Annotated in this window: 17 protein-coding genes and 1 tRNA gene; 4 read left to right on the forward strand and 14 right to left on the reverse strand. The window is 70.0% G+C overall.

All coding sequences use genetic code 11. From position 1 onward, the window contains the following. Window positions 1–32: 32 nt before the first annotated feature. Window positions 33–812 (reverse strand): NAD(P)H-dependent oxidoreductase, encoded by a 780-nt coding sequence (locus tag IE294_RS20925; RefSeq protein ID WP_189888346.1) that lies wholly within the window; start codon window positions 810–812, stop codon window positions 33–35. 139 nt (window positions 813–951) lie between these two features. Between IE294_RS20925 and IE294_RS20930 the strand changes: the two genes are divergently transcribed. The 3 genes from IE294_RS20930 (at window position 952) to IE294_RS20940 (ending at window position 4,549) form a co-directional block, all read left to right on the forward strand. Then, a complete protein-coding gene (locus IE294_RS20930) occupies window positions 952–1,800 on the forward strand; it encodes a helix-turn-helix transcriptional regulator (protein WP_189888347.1) in 849 nt (282 codons plus the stop codon). 933 nt (window positions 1,801–2,733) lie between these two features. Further along, window positions 2,734–4,209 carry an APC family permease gene (locus IE294_RS20935; RefSeq protein WP_229917254.1) on the forward strand — a complete coding sequence of 492 codons (1,476 nt, stop codon included), beginning with the start codon at window positions 2,734–2,736 and terminating at the stop codon, window positions 4,207–4,209. A gap of 252 nt (window positions 4,210–4,461) precedes the next feature. Continuing rightward, window positions 4,462–4,549, forward strand: a tRNA-Gly gene (locus tag IE294_RS20940). A gap of 133 nt (window positions 4,550–4,682) precedes the next feature. Here the strand turns inward: IE294_RS20940 and IE294_RS20945 are convergent. From IE294_RS20945 to IE294_RS20955, 3 genes are all read right to left on the reverse strand, one after another. Next, window positions 4,683–5,033 carry a Rossmann-fold NAD(P)-binding domain-containing protein gene (locus tag IE294_RS20945; RefSeq protein ID WP_189888350.1) on the reverse strand — a complete coding sequence of 117 codons (351 nt, stop codon included), beginning with the start codon at window positions 5,031–5,033 and terminating at the stop codon, window positions 4,683–4,685. Window positions 5,034–5,102: 69 nt separating this feature from the next. Then, window positions 5,103–5,978, reverse strand: coding sequence for an SDR family oxidoreductase (locus IE294_RS20950; protein WP_189888352.1), 876 nt, complete (start codon window positions 5,976–5,978; stop codon window positions 5,103–5,105). Between the two features lie 58 nt (window positions 5,979–6,036). After that, window positions 6,037–6,462, reverse strand: coding sequence for a nuclear transport factor 2 family protein (locus IE294_RS20955; RefSeq protein ID WP_189888354.1), 426 nt, complete (start codon window positions 6,460–6,462; stop codon window positions 6,037–6,039). A 271-nt stretch (window positions 6,463–6,733) separates the two neighbouring features. Between IE294_RS20955 and IE294_RS20960 the strand changes: the two genes are divergently transcribed. Then, entirely contained in the window at window positions 6,734–7,858 is a 1,125-nt protein-coding gene (locus IE294_RS20960; protein WP_189888356.1) for an aminomethyl transferase family protein, read from the forward strand. Between the two features lie 256 nt (window positions 7,859–8,114). On the opposite strand, the gene IE294_RS20965 is transcribed toward IE294_RS20960, so the two are convergent. The 10 genes from IE294_RS20965 to IE294_RS21010 form a co-directional block, all read right to left on the reverse strand. After that, entirely contained in the window at window positions 8,115–9,356 is a 1,242-nt protein-coding gene (locus tag IE294_RS20965) for a beta-ketoacyl-[acyl-carrier-protein] synthase family protein (RefSeq protein ID WP_189888358.1), read from the reverse strand. Further along, a complete protein-coding gene (locus tag IE294_RS20970; RefSeq protein ID WP_189888360.1) occupies window positions 9,353–9,598 on the reverse strand; it encodes an acyl carrier protein in 246 nt (81 codons plus the stop codon). The genes IE294_RS20965 and IE294_RS20970 overlap by 4 nt, the downstream gene beginning before the upstream one ends. 55 nt (window positions 9,599–9,653) lie before the next feature. Next, window positions 9,654–10,664 (reverse strand): beta-ketoacyl-ACP synthase III, encoded by a 1,011-nt coding sequence (locus IE294_RS20975; protein ID WP_189888362.1) that lies wholly within the window; start codon window positions 10,662–10,664, stop codon window positions 9,654–9,656. Then, window positions 10,661–11,617: a VlmB-like protein gene (locus IE294_RS20980; RefSeq protein WP_189888364.1), complete on the reverse strand. Its 957-nt coding sequence runs from the start codon at window positions 11,615–11,617 to the stop codon at window positions 10,661–10,663. Before IE294_RS20980 ends, IE294_RS20975 begins: the two co-directional genes overlap by 4 nt. Next, window positions 11,617–12,156 carry a flavin reductase family protein gene (locus IE294_RS20985; protein WP_189888366.1) on the reverse strand — a complete coding sequence of 180 codons (540 nt, stop codon included), beginning with the start codon at window positions 12,154–12,156 and terminating at the stop codon, window positions 11,617–11,619. The genes IE294_RS20980 and IE294_RS20985 overlap by 1 nt, the downstream gene beginning before the upstream one ends. Further along, the gene (locus IE294_RS20990) at window positions 12,153–12,635 is read right to left on the reverse strand and encodes a hypothetical protein (protein ID WP_189888568.1); all 483 of its coding nucleotides are present in this window, start codon (window positions 12,633–12,635) and stop codon (window positions 12,153–12,155) included. Before IE294_RS20990 ends, IE294_RS20985 begins: the two co-directional genes overlap by 4 nt. Next, window positions 12,635–13,141, reverse strand: a complete 507-nt coding sequence (locus tag IE294_RS20995) for a type II toxin-antitoxin system RatA family toxin (protein ID WP_189888368.1) — start codon at window positions 13,139–13,141, stop codon at window positions 12,635–12,637. The genes IE294_RS20990 and IE294_RS20995 overlap by 1 nt, the downstream gene beginning before the upstream one ends. A 36-nt stretch (window positions 13,142–13,177) precedes the next feature. Continuing rightward, the gene (locus IE294_RS21000; protein ID WP_189888370.1) at window positions 13,178–14,428 is read right to left on the reverse strand and encodes an aspartate aminotransferase family protein; all 1,251 of its coding nucleotides are present in this window, start codon (window positions 14,426–14,428) and stop codon (window positions 13,178–13,180) included. A gap of 20 nt (window positions 14,429–14,448) precedes the next feature. Further along, on the reverse strand, window positions 14,449–15,588 hold the full coding sequence (locus IE294_RS21005) for an acyl-CoA dehydrogenase family protein (RefSeq protein ID WP_189888372.1): 1,140 nt from the start codon (window positions 15,586–15,588) through the stop codon (window positions 14,449–14,451). 68 nt (window positions 15,589–15,656) lie between these two features. Continuing rightward, on the reverse strand, window positions 15,657–17,198 hold the full coding sequence (locus tag IE294_RS21010; protein WP_189888374.1) for an aldehyde dehydrogenase family protein: 1,542 nt from the start codon (window positions 17,196–17,198) through the stop codon (window positions 15,657–15,659). Window positions 17,199–17,522 lie beyond the last annotated feature (324 nt).

Below are 17,522 nucleotides of genomic sequence, written 5' to 3' on the forward strand. Positions count from 1 at the left end.
AGCGCCCCCACTCGTCGTGTCCGTCGCCGGCGTCAGTCGCGCACGTGCAGCCCGAAGCCCGTGCGGCCCGCGGGCTCCAGCCCCTCCTTCAGGTGGAGCGAGGGGATTTCGTAGTCACCGGAGTTCTGCCGCCGGAACGGGATCGGCTCGGCCGACTCCAGGGTGAGCAGGCGCTGCTCCCAGGCATTGGCGACGTCCGGGTAGTCCCCGTCGGTCATCCGGTCGGTGCCGTACAGCACGAACGGGGGCAGCACCTCGATGCCCGGGTAGTAGAGGATGCCGTGGTGGATCGGGAACAGCAGGTCCTCGATGGGGCCGTTGATCCCGCGAGCGGCGTAGTGGGGCTCCGGGCCGCCGGCGGTCACCGACAGCAGCGCCCTCCTGCCCGTGAGGGTGCCTTCGCCGAAGCGCTCGCCGTACTGGGTGTCGCTGTGCTCGCCGACGCCGTAGGCGAAGTGGAAGGTGAACACGCGGTCCACCCAGCCCTTGAGGATCGCGGGCATCGAGTACCACCACAGCGGGAACTGGAAGATGATCGTGTCGGCCCACAGCAGCTTCTCCTGCTCGGCCAGGACGTCCGGTGCGAGCGTTCCGGCGTCGAAGGCCCGGCCCGAGTCCCGGGCGACCTTCAACGGACGTGAGGCGTGGGGGCCGTAGTCCGCGGCGTCCACGACCGCCTTCCAGTTCATCGCGTACAGATCGCTCATCCGTACCTCGTGCCCGGCGCTCTCCAGCGTGGACACCGCGAGGTCCTTCAGCGAGCCGTTGAGCGACCTCGGCTCCGGGTGGGCGTAGACGATCAGCGTCTTCATGGGAACTCCTTCGGATCGGACGCCATCGATCCTGGACGCCACGGCGCCCTGCGTTCAGGGACGCCTCTTCCGTCGGACGGGACTTCCTGGTATCGGCAGGGCCACCTTCGCGGGCACTACCCGAGGCCATACTGAGGGCATGGACGATCTCGCGGGCTTTCTGCGGACCCGGCGTTCCCGGGTCGACCCGGCCGCCGTCGGTATCCCCACCGACAGCCGCCGCCGGGTCGAAGGGCTGCGCCGCGAAGAGGTCGCGCACCTGTCCGGAGTCAGCGTCGACTACTACGTACGCCTGGAGCAGGGCCGTGCGACCCAGCCCTCCGAGCAGGTCCTCGACGCGCTCGCCCACGTCTTCGGCCTCGACGAGACCGAACGCGAGCACCTCTACCGGCTCGCCCGGCAGCGCCGCCGCCGCGCGAAGGCCCCGGGCGGGCGGGTGCGGCCCGAACTGCTGCGCGTCCTCGACCTGGTCACCGACGCACCCGCGCTGCTCATGGACCACCGCCTGGACGTGCTCGCCGGGAACCGTCTCGCCGGGCTCCTCCACGGCCGGCCGATGCCGGGTCTGAACACCGCCCGGCACATCTTCCTGGAGGAGGCCGAGCGCGGCCTGTACGCGGACTGGGAGAACTGCACCCTCGACGTGGTCGGGCACCTCCGCCTGGCCGCCGGCCAATACCCCGACGACCCCCGTCTGGCCTCGCTCGTCGGCGAGTTGGCGATGGGCAGCGAGCGCTTCCGCCGCCTGTGGGCCCGCGCGGACGTGCGGGCCCGCACCCATGGGCGCAAGGCGTACCGGCACCCGCTGGTCGGACTGCTGGAACTGCACCAGGAGAACTTCGCGCTGCCGGACGCATCAGGCATGGAGCTGATCGTGCTGTCGGCGCCCCCCGGCAGCCCCGCCGAGGACGGGCTGCGCCTGCTCGCGGGCCTGGGCGCGGACAGCGGTGACGCGCCTTCCACGGTGGGCGCTCGGGTCCGCCGGTGACTCAACGCCGCCCACCCGCCGCCGTGAACGCCTCGGCGCTGACGGTTTCGCGGTCCCCGGGCTGTGGTGCGGCCGGAGCCACGTTCCTTACTGACACACGTGTCAGGTGGCGCGGTGGTCCGGCTCTGCTGCCGGCAGGGGCGCCTCGATAGGCGGTGCCTCCCGTCCTCATCGATGCCGGTGTCCGGCGCGGCGGCTGCCTCCCCGTGCCGTCGGGCCCGCCCCTGCTCCGGGGGCCGGTGTGTTCCAGGTGTGCAGGCGGTGTCCGCACGGCGGCCCGTCGGTTCCTGCCGGACCCGGACGGTTGTCGCGAGGGCGCGCCGGATCGCCGGTGCCCCGGACTCCTGCCTCGGACACCAGGGGACAGGCAGCCGGGAGCAGGACCGGCGCGCCCCGGCGAGTCGGGCCACGGTGAGCCGCCACGGCGGCGCTCGTCGCGTGGTCGTTGTACCCCGCGACCTGCGCCGGGTCACGCGCGCGACAGTCGTGCGCCGTTCGCATCAGCCGAACGTCAGACACACGTGCCAGACTGACGGAACGTATCGATACACGGGTGGTCGCCCGCTTTTTCCACGTTCCTTGTCCCCTCTTGCTGTGCCCTTCGTCTGGTAGCTGTCCCGTTCGACGAGCGCCGGAGGTCAACCCGGAATGCGTTCTTGCGATGCCACCCGCGATACGTGTCGGCGTCCGGCACCTGCCGTCGAGGGCCGGCGAACACACAGGTGTCCGGTCGTACCGCGGCCGGTGCGCGAGCCCTCGGGCCAAAGGACGAGGTCCCCGTACGACGGGTGCCTCCAGGACCGCGAGCGCCCCGGCCGCCAGGCACCGTAACGCCGGCTTCACCGGCACTCGCGGGACACCCCGCTGACGTGATCCCCACCGACAGCCGCCTGCCGGCTACCGCCCTACCCCTTCCGTCCCCAGGAGACCCTCATGGTCAGTTCGCCCCCCGACGCGCGGAGCGGCGCGTTCGCGCGCACGCTCACCACACCGAAGATCGTGTTCATCGTCATCGCCGCGGCTGCCCCCCTGGCCGCCATGGTCTTCACCGTGCCCCTCTCCTTCGCCCTGGGCGTCGGGCCGGGAGTCCCGGCCATGTTCGCCTTCGCCGGGCTCACCCTGCTGTGCTTCACCTCCGGCTACGCCGCGATCAGCCGGGAGATCACCGGCAGCGGCGGGTTCTACAGTCAGATCGCGCACGGTCTGGGCCGCCGTCCCGCGGCCGGGGCGGGCCTCATCGCGGTGATCTCCTACAACGCCGTCGCGGTCGGTGTCCTGGGGGCCTTCGCCTACTTCACCCAGGCGGTGGCCGCCGCCCACGGACTGCGTCTGCACTGGGCGGTGTGGGCCGTGGCAGCTCTGGTGTTCGTCGGCACCCTGGGCTACCGGGACGCCGAACTGAGCGCGCGGGTACTGGCCGTGTTCATGGTGTGTGAGATCGCCCTCTTGGTCGCCCTGGACGTGGCGGTGCTGGTCCGGCACGGCTTCTCCGCCCTGCCTACGGCGTCTTTCACCCCGCACGCAACGCTCACCACCGGCATCGGGGTGTCCGTGATGTTCGCCTTCGCCTCCTTCATCGGCTTCGAATCAGCGGGACTGTACGGGGAGGAGGCCAGGAACCCGGGCCGGAGCGTCCCGCGCGCGACGGTCATCGCCGTGGTGGTGGTCGCCGCCTTCTACGCCTTCACCAGCTGGGTGACCGTCGGTGCCGTGGGAGCGTCGCGGGTGCAGCAAGTGGCCTCGCACCACTTGGCGGACCTGTACTTCGGACTCGGCGACAGCTACCTCGGCTCGGTGGCCACACCGGTCATGCAACTGCTGTTGTGCACCAGTCTGCTGGCCGGTTGCCTGGCCCTGCACAATGCGGCGAACCGGTACATGTACGCCCTGGGCGGTGACGCGATCCTGCCCGGGTGGCTGCACCGGGTGCACCCGCGGCACGGGTCCGTGCACCGGGCGAGCCTGGTGCAGACCGCCATCAGCTCCGCGGTCGTCCTCGTCTATGCCGCGGCCGGCTTCGATCCGTACGCGAACATGTCGACGAGCATGGTGGGCCTGGGCACGCTGGGCGTCATCGTCCTCCAAGCCATGACGTCGGTCGCCGTGCTCGCGTACTTCCGGCGCCGGCCGCGGCACTGGTGGAACACCGCCCTCGCTCCGGCGCTGGGGTCCGTCGGGCTGGTCGTCGCGTGCGTCCTCGTCGTACGGAACTTCGGTGTGCTGACCGGCACGGCGAATCGTGTGGTCACCTCGCTGCCCTGGGTCCTGGCAGCGGCTTGGGCCATCGGGTTCGTCCAGGCCTGGCGCATGCGCGCGGTGCGGCCCGATCGCTACCTGGGGCTCGGCCGAGCGGCCGAGGACCTGACCACCGGACCGGACAGGGCCAGGTCGCGAGCCGCTTCACTGTGACAGGGGCCCGGCGCGCCGGCTTCCCGCGTTCCCGCCCCGGGACGGGCTCCCTCCCGTCCGGGGGCAGGCCGTGTCAGAAGGCCCGCGGGAGTTCCGGGTTCCCCTCCGTCTGACCAGCGTTCGCGAGCCCCCGTGAGGCCCTTCGCGGGGGCGTGAACGCCGGCGTCAGAGGAATGTCAGGTCAGCGTCAGAGGCGTCTGGCAGTATTTTCAACGACAGAGCGACGGCGGCTCAACCGCCGGAGCACTTGAAGGAGAGGTCCCCGTAGCGGCCTATCGGGGTCCGGGTTTCCACCCGGTCGGGTCTTTGGCCCACGCAGGTTCGAATCCTGCCCTCTCCGCTCATTTCCCCGTCGCTTCCCGGCGACAGGTGCCGTCGAGCGCGGGTGCCCCATCCCGCATTCCTTGACCACACGGGTTGGTCCGTGCGGCCCTGTATGGCCGCGGCGACGGTCGCATCGATGGTTTCCCGCTTCAGAGCGTCGATGAAATGCCGCTGGGCATTCCCCGGCCGATCCGCTGGTGTCCGTCGACGAAACCGCGCATCTCCCGCTCGCAGGCCGCGAATGCCTCGGTGTACCGGCCGTCGGCCGCGGCCAGTTCACCGGCGAGGACATAGGCACCGATCAGTGCCTGGGAGGTGCCCCGGACGTCATCGGCAGCTGCCGTCCTGCGCAGCAGCCTGGGCACCTCCCAGCCCGTCCCGGCGCAGTGCTCCGCCACGACGCGCTCGTGCTCGGCCACGTCGTGGCGGTCGTACGCCGGCGGTCCGCATGCGAAGTGCGGGGCGACCCGGACCTCGGTGTCGTCCCGGGCGCCGAACATGCTGACCGCCCGGTCGGGGGCACTGTAGAGCCGACCGGCGAACTCGTCACCGGCGCGGGGTGACGGCGCCTATGCGGCGCGCTCTCGTGGAAGCGGCCGGGGGCCGGCGACGGATTCCATCACCGTGAGGGCCGTCTGCCTCCAGTCCTCGAACGTCTCGCACTTCCGGCCGATGGCGACGTTGCGTTCGGAGCTCTCGCCTGCCAGCACGTGGACGGGGCTGAGCGGATCGAGCGCGGCGCGCACCACGACGTCGGCGACGTCGGCGGGCGACGTCAGCAGGTCGTCCTGGCAGACCGCACGCAGAAAACGTTCGTTCCATTCCTGGTCCGTGGCGTAGGGGCTGTGCGGATCGATCGTCTCCTGCCAGTGTTTGTTGATGATCTCGGTCCGGGTGTAGCCCGGCTCCACGCAGACCACCCGGATCCCCAGGGGGGCCGTCTCGAAGGCCAGGGACTCGGTCAGCACGGACATGGCGTGCTTACTGGCCGCGTAGAACCCTCCGTACGGGGTGCCGGGGAGCCGGCCGGCCATGGACCCCACGTTGACCACGACACCGCTTCCGCGGTCGCGCATCCCTGGCAGAACCGCGCGCACGGTGCGTAATAAGCCCCAGAAGTTGGTGTCCATCACTTCCTGGGCCAGTTCCATCGGCACCGTCTCCACCGGGCCGGTCTGGAACACGCCCGCGTTGTTCACCAGGACGTCCACGGCGCCGTGGTGTTTCTCGACGGTCTCCACCGCGGCGCTGACGGAGGCCTGGTCACTGACGTCCAGCGCCAGCGTGTGCAGCGACAGGTTCTCCGCCCGGGCGGCGCTGCGCAGTTCGTCCGCCCTGCCGGTGTCGCGCATGGACGCGTAGACGGTCACCCCCTGCCGAGCGAACGCCAGCGCGGTGTGCAGGCCTATGCCACTGCTGCACCCTGTAATCAACGCTACGGACATCGCTGCCTCCTTGGTGTCTTGTAGCCGAGGTCTTGCAGGGTCCCGCTCACGGACTCGGTCAGCACACGGCGGCCAGAGCGGTGGCCACGTTGTCGACGAAGTTCTCCAGTTGCAGCGGGCCGGCGGTGACCCTGATGGTCCGCACCTTCGTCGCGTCGGAGTCCGACATGGTGTAAAGGTGCATGAACGGCATGGTGACCACGGCACCTGGCCGATTTGTCATAGACATGACAGCTTCTCCCCTGAGGAACTTGACGCGGCCGTGGTCCCAGTACTCGATGACCTTGTGGCTGGTTTCGAGCGGTCCGGCGAACTGGGCGAACGCCGCCTTGATCGCTTCGACGCCCAGCACCAGTCCGGCACCGCAGTGCATCTCGGTTTCGTCGGTGAAGGAGGCGAATCCGGGGCCAAATTCCAGGGTGTCTATCTCCCTGAAGAATTCGATGACCCACTCCGGAGGCGCACTCCGCCCGTCTTCTTCCATTCCCGCTCCTCCTGTTGCGATCCCATTTCGCGAAAGGGCGGGATCCGGATGCGGAGGCCTATTCCCCGGCCACGCGAGAAGGGCAACCCGCACCGGATCGCCGCGGGCACTTCCCCGTCATTGTGCCGCCCTCCCCTGACGAAGCGCTGTCGAAGGGCTGACGAGACGCCTGTTCCCGGTGAGCGCAGAGCCGACTTTCCTACTCACGAGTTATTCGGGTGGATAGACTCGCGGCGATACGTCAACTGCACCTGTTTGCAACGGAGTTACCGTGGCACTGCCCCCCGAAGGACTGCACAGCACCCCGTTCTCCCCGCGGTTCGCCGACCGCGTCGAGAAGTGGATCGACATCTACGGCCATGCCGTGCCCCTGTTCATCAGCGATCCGGTCGAGGAGTACGAGGCCATCCGCACCGCGGTCGCCGCCCTGGACTACTCGATGCTCTACAAGTGGTACGTCGAGGGTGAGGACGCCGTCGCCACCGTCGACGCGGTCTTCTCGCGAAGTGTCCGCGATCTCGACGCGGGGCGTATCGCCTACGGGGTGATCGTGGACGCCGACGGCATGATGATCGACGACGTGACGGTCGCCGTCCTCGGGCCCGGCCTCGTGGTCGTCACCGGTGGCAACCCCGCGAGCCAGCAGTCGCTGGAGGCGCACGCGCCCTCGGGGACCACCGTGACCGAACGCCGCGACGCGTTCGCCGTGCTGGCCCTTCAGGGGCCGCGCAGCCGGGACGTACTTCAGCGCCTCACCCACATCGACGTCTCCAACTCCGCCTTCCCCTACTACACCTTCGTCCGGGACGTCCCCGTCGCGGGTATCACGGCACTGGTCAGCCGGATCGGGTTCACCGCCGAGCTCGGCTACGAGATCGAGGTGCCGCGCGAGCGGGCGCTCGATCTCTGGGACGCGGTCCTCGACGCGGGAGCCGGCCTCGGGGTGAAGGCCGCCGGCGCGGCCGCGCTCCTGACGTGCCGCACCGAGGCCGGGATGATCATGGGTGAGCTGGAGTACGACCGGACCGTCACCCCGTTCGAGTGCCGGATGTCCTGGGCGCTCGACTTCGACAAGGGTCCGTTCCAGGGCCGGGACGCACTGCTCGCCAAGAAGGGCACCGCACAGGGGCGGGTCGTCAGTGTCGTCGTGGACGCCGCGCCCGAGGCCGCCGAGGGCGCCCGGCTGGAGATGGACGGACGGGACGTCGGCCATGTGACGATGGCCGTGCCCTCCCCCGTGCTCGCCGGCGCGACACTGGGGCTCGCCCGTGTGCACCGTGACGCCGTCAAGTCGGGTACCGCCCTGACCGCGGTCGCCTCCGACGGTTCGAGGGCCGACGCCACCGTACGGCCCACGCCCGTGTACGACCCGGAGCGCGCTCGGGCGCGAGGCTGAGCAGGCAGACGCACCAGCCGGGCGGCGAGCGGTACGTCCGTCCCGGCACCTGCGCACCGGGGGGTCCTCACGTCCCCTGAGCCCGATGTCCAGGCCGGTGCGGCCCACCGCCACGGTCACCGCGGCGGTGGGCCGCACCGGAAAGCCCGGAGCACGCCGGCCGCGGTCGAGGGACCACGGGGCGCGCGCCGGGCTTCGGGTGTCCGGGCGCCGTACGCCTGCCGCCGTCGAGGCACCCGCAGCGGGCGCGTCGGGGTCACGGTGTGGTGAACACCAGTACCGCGTTCTGGCCGCCGAAGGCGAAGGAGTTGCTCAGGGCGGCCTTCATCCGCAGGTGGCGCGGGGCTTTCGCCACCACGTCGACGGACACCTCCGGGTCGAGGCTGTCCAGGTTGGCCGTGGGCGGAACGACGCCGTTCTCCAGGGCCAGCACGGTGTAGGCGGCCTCGACCGCCCCGGCCGCTCCCAGGCTGTGACCGGTGACGCCCTTGGTCGAGGTCACCGCGGGGTGCTGTCCGAAGACCCGCTCCACCACCTTGGCTTCGATGACGTCGTTGAGCGCCGTCGACGTGCCGTGGGCGTTGACGTGGTCGATGTCGTCCGGCGTCAGGCTCGCGTCGGCCAGCGCGGCCCGGATCGCCCGCTCGGCGCCGGCGCCCTGGGGGTCCGGCGCGGTCGCGTGGTGCGCGTCCGCGGAGGCGCCGTACCCGGCGAGGCACGCACGGACGCGCGCACCGCGTGCCCGGGCGTGGTCCGGTCTCTCCAGTACGAGGATGGCCGCGGCCTCCGCGAGGACGAATCCGTCCCTGCCCGCGTCGAAGGGCCGGGAGGCGGCCTCGGGCGCGTCGTTGCGCCGGGAGAGCGCACCCATCCGGGCGAACGCCGAGACGATGGCCGGTGACAGGCTCGACTCGGTACCGCCCGCGATCACCACGTCACACGCTCCGGAGCGCAGCAGGTCGCGGGCGACGCCGAGCGCTGTCGCGCCGGAAGCGCAGGCCGTGGCCGTGACGAGGTTGGGGCCGAGCGCGCCGAACTCCATGGCCACGTAACCCGAGACCATGTTGGCCGCCGCCATCGGGACCAGCATGGGCGAGACCGTCTGGGCGCCGTCCACGACCAGGTTGCGTACCTGCTCCTCGAAGGTGGCGGTGCCGCCCAGGGCGTTGCCGATGACGACGCCCACCCGCGGTCCGTCCCAGTCGCCGGGGGTCAGACCGGCGTCGGCCAGCGCCTCCTTGGCCGCGACCAGGGCCAGTTGCGTGTAGCGGTCGAGTCGCCACGCCTTGCGCTTGCCCAGCTCGCGGGCGGCGTCGAAACCAGGTACCCGGCACGAGATGTCGGTGAGCAGTCCGGCGAAGGCCGGATCGGTGGCGGCGGTCGCCTCTCCGGCGGTGACCCGCTGCCAGTTCTCCCGCACGCCCAGGCCCGCGGGTGTCACGAGACCGATTCCGGTCACCGCCACGTCCGGGCCGCCGGCAGCAGGCCGGTCACTCATCGCGGATCCCCCGCCAGTTTCGCGTCGATCAGACGGACCACGTCCTGGACCGTGTTGTCCGGGCCGATCTCGTCCTCGGACACCTTCACCTGGAACTTCTGCTCCACGGCGAGGCCGAACTCGACGAGGGCGAGCGAGTCGAGGTCGAGATCGCGCATCCTGCTGTCGTCGCGGACCTCGTCGGCCTCGACGCCGAACCTTTCCACGAGCAGTTCGACGATTCCAGCGGTCTGAGAATCCATGGGAATGCCTCCTTGGTCTGAAGGGAATGTCAGGTGCGGTCGGACGCTCGGTGCGTCACTGCGGGACCACGTCCGGCCAGTGCAGGACCGTGGAACCCCAGGACAGGCCACCGCCGAACGCCGTGAGGAGCACCTTCTCGCCCGTGCGCAGGTCCGCGTCGGCGAGGGCGAGGGGGATCGAGGCGGCGACGGTGTTGCCCACCCGGTCGATGTTGCTGGCGATCTTGTGCGGGGGCAGGCCCAGGCTGTCGGCCAGCGCCGCGAGGATCCGGGCGTTCGCCTGGTGCGCCACGACCCGGTCGACGTCGTCGGCCGTCCACCCCGCTCGCGCGAGCACCGACCGGCTCGACTCGGTCATACGCGTGACGGCCTGCTTGAACACCGGCTTGCCCTGCATGGTGAAGTAGTGGTCGCGTTCGGCGGCCGGGACGCCGCTCGCCCGCTGCCTGGACCCTCCGGCCGGGACGGTGATCAGCTGGGAGAGGCTGCCGTCGCTGCCCAGGTCGAACGGTCCGAGCGCCCCGGGTTCCCCGGGTTCCCCTTGGCGCAGCAGGACGGCGCCCGCCCCGTCCCCGAAGATCGCTCTCGTCGTACGGTCCGTGGGATCGAGGATGGTGGAGAAGGTGTCGGCCCCGATCACCAGGACCCGTTCGGCGATGCCGGTACTGATGAGCCCCGCCCCGGTGGCCAGTGCGTAGACGAAGCCGGCGCACACCGCGGCCACGTCGAAGGCCGGAATGCCGGCCAGCCCCAGGGCGTCGGCGACCTCCGGCGCGGTCGCCGGGCACAGCATGTCCGGTGTGCTGGTGGCCAGCACCACCGCGTCGGCCTGGTCGCACTGCGCGGACTTCAACGCCCTGCGCCCGGCCTCGGCCGCCAGCACGGAGGTGGAGGAGCCCGGTTCGATGACGTGACGCCGACGGATGCCGGTGCGCCGCACGATCCATTCGTCGGAGGTGTCCAGAACGAGCGAGAGATCGTCGTTGGTGACGACCTTGGGCGGCAGACAGGTGCCCAGTCCCGCCAGCACGGCGGTCACTCCCCCACGGAGCCCGTGCCCGGTCATCCGAGCGCCTCCTCCAGCCCCATGTAGTGCAGGCGCTTGGCCTTCATGTCGTCCGACCACTCCTCGGCGGTCTGCTGCCGCTCCTCGGGCGTGGTGTCGAGCAGCCGGCGACCGGGCCAGACCTCGTAGTCACCGACGAGCTCCGGGTACCGGCGCAGGCCCTCCTGGAAGTGGACCTCCCGCTCGTAGACCATCTCGTGGGTCGGCAGTTCCTCCCACATCTCCATGCCCCGGCGGATCATCGCCACGACCCGGTCCCGGTCCTCGGGGTGCTCCAGCAGGTACTGCCGGGCGATGGAGGCACCCACCGTCAGGTGCCGGATCTCGTCGATGCCCGCGCCCTTGTCGATCTCGGCGGCGGCCGGGTCGATGGGCCGCCACTTGCGCTCGCTCAGTTCGGCGGCCGGGGCCAGCGCACCCTCCAGGATGATCGTCATCATGACCACTCCGCCGATGAAGTCGCGCTCGTCGCGCATCACTTCGAGACAGCGGCGCTCCAGCGGGTCGATCACCGTCCTGTGGTAGGGGTCGGCGAACTCCTCGACGGCCTCGGCCAGGCGCTCCCGCGGAACGCCGAGAGCGAGCAGGTGGTTGCGGAAGACCATGGAGTGACGGCACTCGTCCACCAGCTGCGTGGTGTAGAACTCCATCGACGGGATGTCGGGTGCGTTCGCCACGAGGAAGGACAGCACACGGGTGGCCTTCTCCTCCGCGATCGCCCGGAAGGCGTACTCCTTGGTGATCGCCTCGAAGAACGGGCCCTGGAGCATGTGCTGACCCACCACCAGGTCCGGGCTGTGCCCGTCCGGCCGGCCGCGCAGGGTGCCCTGCGGCACCGCTTGCAGCCAGTAGCGCAGGTCGCAGTCCTGCGCGGTGAGCTCCAGGTCCATGGCCCCTTCGAGCAGGCCGGGCGCCTTGTCCCAGTCCGCTTCCGGAGGAATCTGTGTCGTCATCAGTGCTCACTCTCTTCGGTAGGGATGGAACCGGGGTGCAGCCGTCCGGCGAAGTACAGGAGGGGGGCGGTGGCGGTCTGCTCCTGCGACACGGAGCGGACTTCGGCCAGCACGATCTCGTGGTCGCCCGCCGCGATGTACTGCTCGGCCCGGCAGCACAGCCAGCTCACCGTCCCGGCCAGGCGCGGCACGCCGTCCTCGTCCGGTTGCCAGGGGATCCCGGTGAACTGCTCGACGCCTCTGCCCCGCTTCCGGCTGGCGAAGTGCCGGGCCACGGCGGTCTGGTGGCTGGAGAGCACGTTGACCCCCAACGTGCCCGTCTGCCTGATCACCGTGAGCAGGTGGCTGTCGCGGTGCAGGGCCACCGCGATCAGCGGCGGCTGCCGGGAGATGAAGGTGAACGTGCTCGCCGTGCTGCCGTGCACCTCGTCCCCGCGGCCGGCGGTGAGGACCGACACCCCGGTGGCGACCCGGCCGGCGGCCGACCACACCGAGTCGTGGAAGGTGCTGTCCGGGCGGGTGCTCGTCGTGGTGATCACGATGTCACGGGGCGCTGCGCGCGGACGGGCCCGGCGCTGTCCGCGGTGACCTCGTTGCGCAGGGCGTCGAAGCCGGGGTGCAGCACGGGTTCGAAGGGCAGGCCGAAGGGCTTGAGGAAGTTGCCGAACAGCGCCCGGTCACCGAACAGGTGGATGGGCAGGGCCAGGAGGGACCAGACCGGTCCGCCGAGCAGCCACCACAGCAGGGCCACCGCGGACTGGGTGACCAGGCTGTGCATCGTGTTGTACAGCACATAGTAGTGCTTGGGGATGCGCTTGGTGCTGCTGCGGTGGTACGCGATGGCGCCGGGGATGTAGCCGATCAGGTCGATGTACAGGAACAGCGCGGCGAAGTCCCACCACTCGATCTTGGACAGGTGCGTGAAGAGCAGGTAGAAGCTCGCGATCAGGCCGACCAGGTACTCCGCCCGCAGCAGGCGGTTGGTGGTCTTGGTGTCGAAGTGGTTGAGCGCGTCCATCATCGCCCTCCAGTAGGCGGCCGGTTCGACGTGTGAGCGGTTTCGTCCAGGTCGTGGAGGGCCTCCTCGCCCTCGCGTATGGTGATGCCGCCGAAGAGGCCCTCAAGGACACTGAAGATCGCCCGCTTGATCACGCGCTCGGCGATCGGGTCCATGATCCCCACGAGGCTTTCGATGCCGAAGTCATAGGTGACCTCGAAGTACACCTCGGTCCCTTCGGGCACGCGGGCCAGCTGCCAGTGCCCGCGGAAATCCTCGAAGTCGCCGTCCGTCTGGTGGAACTCGATGGACAACGCATGGGGGTCGAGCGTCTCCTGTTCGGTCCATCGCATCAGGCCGCGCCGGAAGTTGACCTCCCAGTCGCTGTGGCGCGGACTCCCGGGTTTGGTCTCGACGTCATGCACGTCCTTGGCCAGGCTCGGGAATCGGGTGAAGTCGGAGATCTGGTCGAAGGCCGTCGTCGGGTCGACGCTCGGGATGTCGACCCGCAGGTGGATGGTGCGCACGTCTGGCTAGCTCCTTGTTCGGTGCGGTCCTTCGGATCAGTTCAGGACGGCCCGCGCCGCGTACCGGAAGGCGTCGAGCAGGAAGTCGACGTCGGCGTCGGTGAGGACGGCGGGCGGGGTCAGGCGCATGACGGTCGAGGAGTTGAGCGAGTGGTTGCCGAGCACGCCGGCACCGATGAGCTCCAGCAGCAGGTCGCCTGCCAGCCCCGGCACGGTGAACTCGATCCCTATCAGCAGGCCGCGGCCCCTGACCTCGCGCACCCGGTCGCCCAGTTCCCGTACGGCGATGTCCCTGAGCTGGGGGATCAGCAGGTCGCCGAGGGCAGCGGCTCGCTCGACGAGGCCGTCTTCCTTGATGGCGGCGATGGCGCCTTGCGCGGCGGCCATGGCGAGGGGGTGGCAGGAGAACGTGGAGGTGTGGATGAAGGGGTCCTTGTCGAAGGGACCGAAGGCCTCCGGGGTCGCCACCAGCGCCGATACCGGGACGACTCCGCCGCTCAGCCCCTTGCCCACCAGCAGGACGTCGGGGACGACGCCCTCCCGGTCCGCTGCCCACCAGTGACCCACCCGGCCCAGGCCGGTCTGGATCTCGTCCAGGACGAAGAACGCGCCGTGCCGGCGGCACGCCTCCTCCACCGCCCGCAGATAGCCGTCGGGGGGGATGATGACGCCGGCCTCGCCCTGTACCGGTTCGACGATGACGCAGGCTTCACCCGGGTGCTGGGCGAGCACCCGGTCGAGCGCTTCCGCGTCGCCGTAGGGGACGTGCGAGACGTCGGGCAGCAGCGGCCGGAAGGGGTTCTGGAAGGTCTCCTTCGCCGTGACGCTGAGCGCACCGAGGGTCTTGCCGTGGTACCCGGACTCCATGGAGACCAGGTGGCGCTTCCCGTGCGCGCGTCCCAGCTTGATCGCGGCCTCGACCGCTTCGGCGCCTCCGCAGGCGAAGTGCACCTTCTGGAGGCCGGCGGGCGCCACCTGCACCAGCGCCTCGGCTGCCCGCGCCGCCTGGGGTTCCAGCAGCAGCCGGGTGGCGATGGGGTTCGAGTTCAGCTGGCGGGTGACCTCGGTGATCACGCGGGGGTGCCGGGCGCCCATGAGGAAGACGCCGTAGCCACCGCAGTTGAGGATCTTGCGGCCGGTGGCGGTACGCAGCCATGCTCCCGAGGAGTACTCCTCGACGTCTCCGCCGAACATCTCCCCCAGTGACGCCCGCCCCTTGCTCAGGTAGCGGCGGTAGCTGGAGATGATCGCCTGCTGGTCGTCGGCGGTGCGGGACACCGTGCTCATGGTTTCCTCCTTGACTCGGCTCATGCCACGATCAGCGGTCGGCCGGCGTAGTAGTCGAGCAGCCCGTCCGTCATGCTGGTGCGGGACGGCGGGTGGAAGGCGATGGCGTGCGCCGCGGTGGCCAGGTAGGACACGTCCGCGGACGACACGTAGGCCATGCCGCCGAGGAGTTCCACGGCCTCGTTGACCGAGGCCGAGAGCAGGTCCTGCACGGTGAAGCGGGTCGTCAGGGCGACGGCCAGGCAGTCGTTGCCGAGGTCCTCGTCCATGACGCGCCTGGCGAGGCCCTCGGTCAGTGCCGCGGCGGACTCCACCCGCGTCACCAGGTTGGCGCGGTCGGTGGCGCTGCCGCGTCCGCGCTCCAGCACACGGCCGGCCAGCGTGCTGACCATGCCGGTGTAGGCCGCGCACACGATCATCTGGAACCAGACCAGCCCCACTTCCTGCAACTCGCTGAGTTCGTCCGCGAGTTCCGCGGGCGGTTGCAGGATCTGGCTGTCGGTCACGAACACATCGGTCAGCCGGACCTCGTTGCTCTCCGCCGCCGCCAGGGCGAAGTTCTTCCAGAAGGGGTGGACGCTGATGCCGGGCGTGTCCGCCGGGAGCAGCAGGAAGCCCATGGCCGTGGAGCCGTCGGACTGCGGGACGCCGACGCTCGCGGTGAGCAGGCCCATGGACTTCGACAGGCTGCACGGCTTCTTCGATCCGTTCAGCAGGTATCCGCCCTCGACGGGAGTCGCCGTCATCGTCGGGTCGAGGATTCCCTGGCTGGTACGTCCTTCGGCGAAACCGGACGCGACGAGGATCCGCTCCTCCGCCACTCGCTTGAGCAGCAGGTCGTCCAGGGCGGAGCCCTTGGCGAAGGTGTCGGCGATGGCGAAGAGGGTGCCGATGGAGAAGTGGTGCATCGCCGTGGCCACGGCCAGGGACGGCGCGAGCGAGCCGAGCACGCGCACCACCCGCGTCGCTTCCAGCGGGCTGGCGTCGAGCCCGCCGTAGTCCCGGGGCACCAGCAGGTTGGAGCCGCCGTGGCTGCGGAACAGCTCGATGGCCGGGCCGCCCTCCGTCTCCAGCTCGGACAGCTCGTGGCGCGCCAGTTCGGCACGCAGACCTGGCAGCAGCCGGTCACAGGTGTCGTAGTCGACTTGCATGAAACGCATGTTGGTCCTCGGTTCTCACTCGCTGGGACGGCTCTCGCCGGCTTGGTCTTCGGTGCGCGGCGGCCGTGTCACGGGCCGGTCAGCGCCGCGTAGGCGCCGAACACCGCCTCACGGGGCCGCACGCCACCGGCGATCGACACGCCTTGCAGATGGGTGGTGCGCAACATCGGATAGTTGGCTTCCCCGAACGCTCCGCCCGTCTTGCCTGTGCCACCATGCGTCGGCATGAAGGGAAGGAACCCGATGTGGGAATCGTTGATCTTCAGCAGACCGCCGTTGGAGACGCGCGCGACGTACTCGTCGATCACCCGCTGATCGGCCGACCACAGGGAGTTGCGCAGTCCGTAGGCGTTGCTGTTGACGTAGTCGATCATGAGGTCGAGCAGGCGCTCGTCCGGAACGGACTCGGGCACCACGACGGGAATGAGGGGGAAGAAGGTCTCCTCACGGACCGCCTCGATCTCCCTGCACGCGTCCAGACCGTCGATGCGCAGCACCGTCGGTTCCAGGAACAGACCCGTGTCCGACGCGGAGCCGTCGGTCTCCAGCCGCCGGGCGCCGTGCACCACGCCGGCGCCCTTGGACAGGGCGTCGCGGACGTAGTCGAAGAAGCGTTCGCTGCGCAGCACCGGTGACAGCAGGGCCTGCGGGTCGTCCGGCAGACCGGGGCGGATCTGTTCGGCCAGCGCCTTCACCCGGGCGAGCAGTTCGTCCGCGATCGCCGGATGCGCCAGCACCTGGTTGGGGACCATACAGATCTGGCCCGAGCCGAAGAAGCACTCGCTGATGGCCTCGGCGGCGGCGTCGAGGTCGGCATCGCGCCATACGATGAGGCAGTCGTTGCCGGCCAGTTCGAGAATGGGCTTCTTCCCGACCGCCAGGCACTCCTGCTCCAGTTCCAGCCCGCGGGTCACGCCACCGGTGAAGAAGATGTCGTTGATCTGCGGACTCTTCAGCCAGTGTTGCAGCACGGGTCCCGGCCGGGCGCAGAACACGTTGAGCGTTCCGTCGGGCGCGCCGATCTCCTGGAGCGCCGGCAGCACCAGTTCCCGCATGGCGAACATGACACCGAGCGGCGCGCTGCGCGGCGCCCGGAGCACGACGGTGTTGCCGGAGAGCAGCGGGAGGATCCCGAACAGGGCACTGCTGGCCGGGGCGTTCTGCGGGGGATTGACGGCGACGACGCCGTCCGGCAGCCGGCGCAGGAACATCTGCCGGCCGCCGTGCTCGAAGCGGTGCTCCATCTGCTCGGCACACCACCCCAGCGTCTCCTCGCTGAAGATCTCCAGCAGCCCCGCCACCTGCCACTCGGCGAGCTTCCGGGGGGTTCCCTCGGCGGTCAGCAGGTCGATGAAGTCCGCGTGACGCTCGTGCAGACGACGGCGGATGCCCTCACCCAGTTTCATCCTGGTGCTCAGGGGCATACCGGCCCACTGCCGTGCGGCCCCGGCCGCGGCCTCGGTCGCCCGGACGACCGTCTCGTCGTCCGCCACCGCGCACCGGCCGACGACGAAGTCGGCCGCTTCCGCGACGTCCGCCTTTCCCCGTTCGAGTCTGCGCTTGAGAGTGAGGCTCTCGAAGACGTCGTCGAGGATCGATGCCGTGGTCACCGTGTACACGTGTGAGTCCGAGGGCACATCTTCGCCGCCCACGAAGGAGTGGTACGTGGGGATGTCTGTTGTCGAAGTGTCGCAACCACCGGCGACGGAACCGTGACGGAGCACGGTCGAGGAAGCCATGTCCGGCTCTACCCTTCCGAGTGAAAACGAACTATCCGTACCGCGCGTGGATTTCCTGCACACCGCGCGGAGCATTCCGCCCGAAGAGGACGTCGATCCGGCTCTCGAAGAATCTCACCGGTTGCAAATCGTTGCCCAGTCAAACACGACTCGGTGCGGGAAAGAAGACTCGCTGGTGCCGACCGACGGCCGGAA

Source organism: Streptomyces canarius (assembly GCF_014650735.1).
GTDB classification, from domain to species: domain Bacteria; phylum Actinomycetota; class Actinomycetes; order Streptomycetales; family Streptomycetaceae; genus Streptomyces; species Streptomyces olivaceoviridis.

Coding starts and splice junctions, on each gene's coding strand:
- IE294_RS20925 (WP_189888346.1), bottom strand. CDS start 812: ATGAAGACGCTGATCGTCTACGCCCACCCGGAGCCGAGGTCGCTCAAC.
- IE294_RS20930 (WP_189888347.1), top strand. CDS start 952: ATGGACGATCTCGCGGGCTTTCTGCGGACCCGGCGTTCCCGGGTCGAC.
- IE294_RS20935 (WP_229917254.1), top strand. CDS start 2,734: ATGGTCAGTTCGCCCCCCGACGCGCGGAGCGGCGCGTTCGCGCGCACG.
- IE294_RS20945 (WP_189888350.1), bottom strand. CDS start 5,033: ATGTTCGGCGCCCGGGACGACACCGAGGTCCGGGTCGCCCCGCACTTC.
- IE294_RS20950 (WP_189888352.1), bottom strand. CDS start 5,978: ATGTCCGTAGCGTTGATTACAGGGTGCAGCAGTGGCATAGGCCTGCAC.
- IE294_RS20955 (WP_189888354.1), bottom strand. CDS start 6,462: ATGGAAGAAGACGGGCGGAGTGCGCCTCCGGAGTGGGTCATCGAATTC.
- IE294_RS20965 (WP_189888358.1), bottom strand. CDS start 9,356: ATGAGTGACCGGCCTGCTGCCGGCGGCCCGGACGTGGCGGTGACCGGA.
- IE294_RS20970 (WP_189888360.1), bottom strand. CDS start 9,598: ATGGATTCTCAGACCGCTGGAATCGTCGAACTGCTCGTGGAAAGGTTC.
- IE294_RS20975 (WP_189888362.1), bottom strand. CDS start 10,664: ATGACCGGGCACGGGCTCCGTGGGGGAGTGACCGCCGTGCTGGCGGGA.
- IE294_RS20980 (WP_189888364.1), bottom strand. CDS start 11,617: ATGACGACACAGATTCCTCCGGAAGCGGACTGGGACAAGGCGCCCGGC.
- IE294_RS20990 (WP_189888568.1), bottom strand. CDS start 12,635: ATGGACGCGCTCAACCACTTCGACACCAAGACCACCAACCGCCTGCTG.
- IE294_RS21000 (WP_189888370.1), bottom strand. CDS start 14,428: ATGAGCACGGTGTCCCGCACCGCCGACGACCAGCAGGCGATCATCTCC.
- IE294_RS21005 (WP_189888372.1), bottom strand. CDS start 15,588: ATGCGTTTCATGCAAGTCGACTACGACACCTGTGACCGGCTGCTGCCA.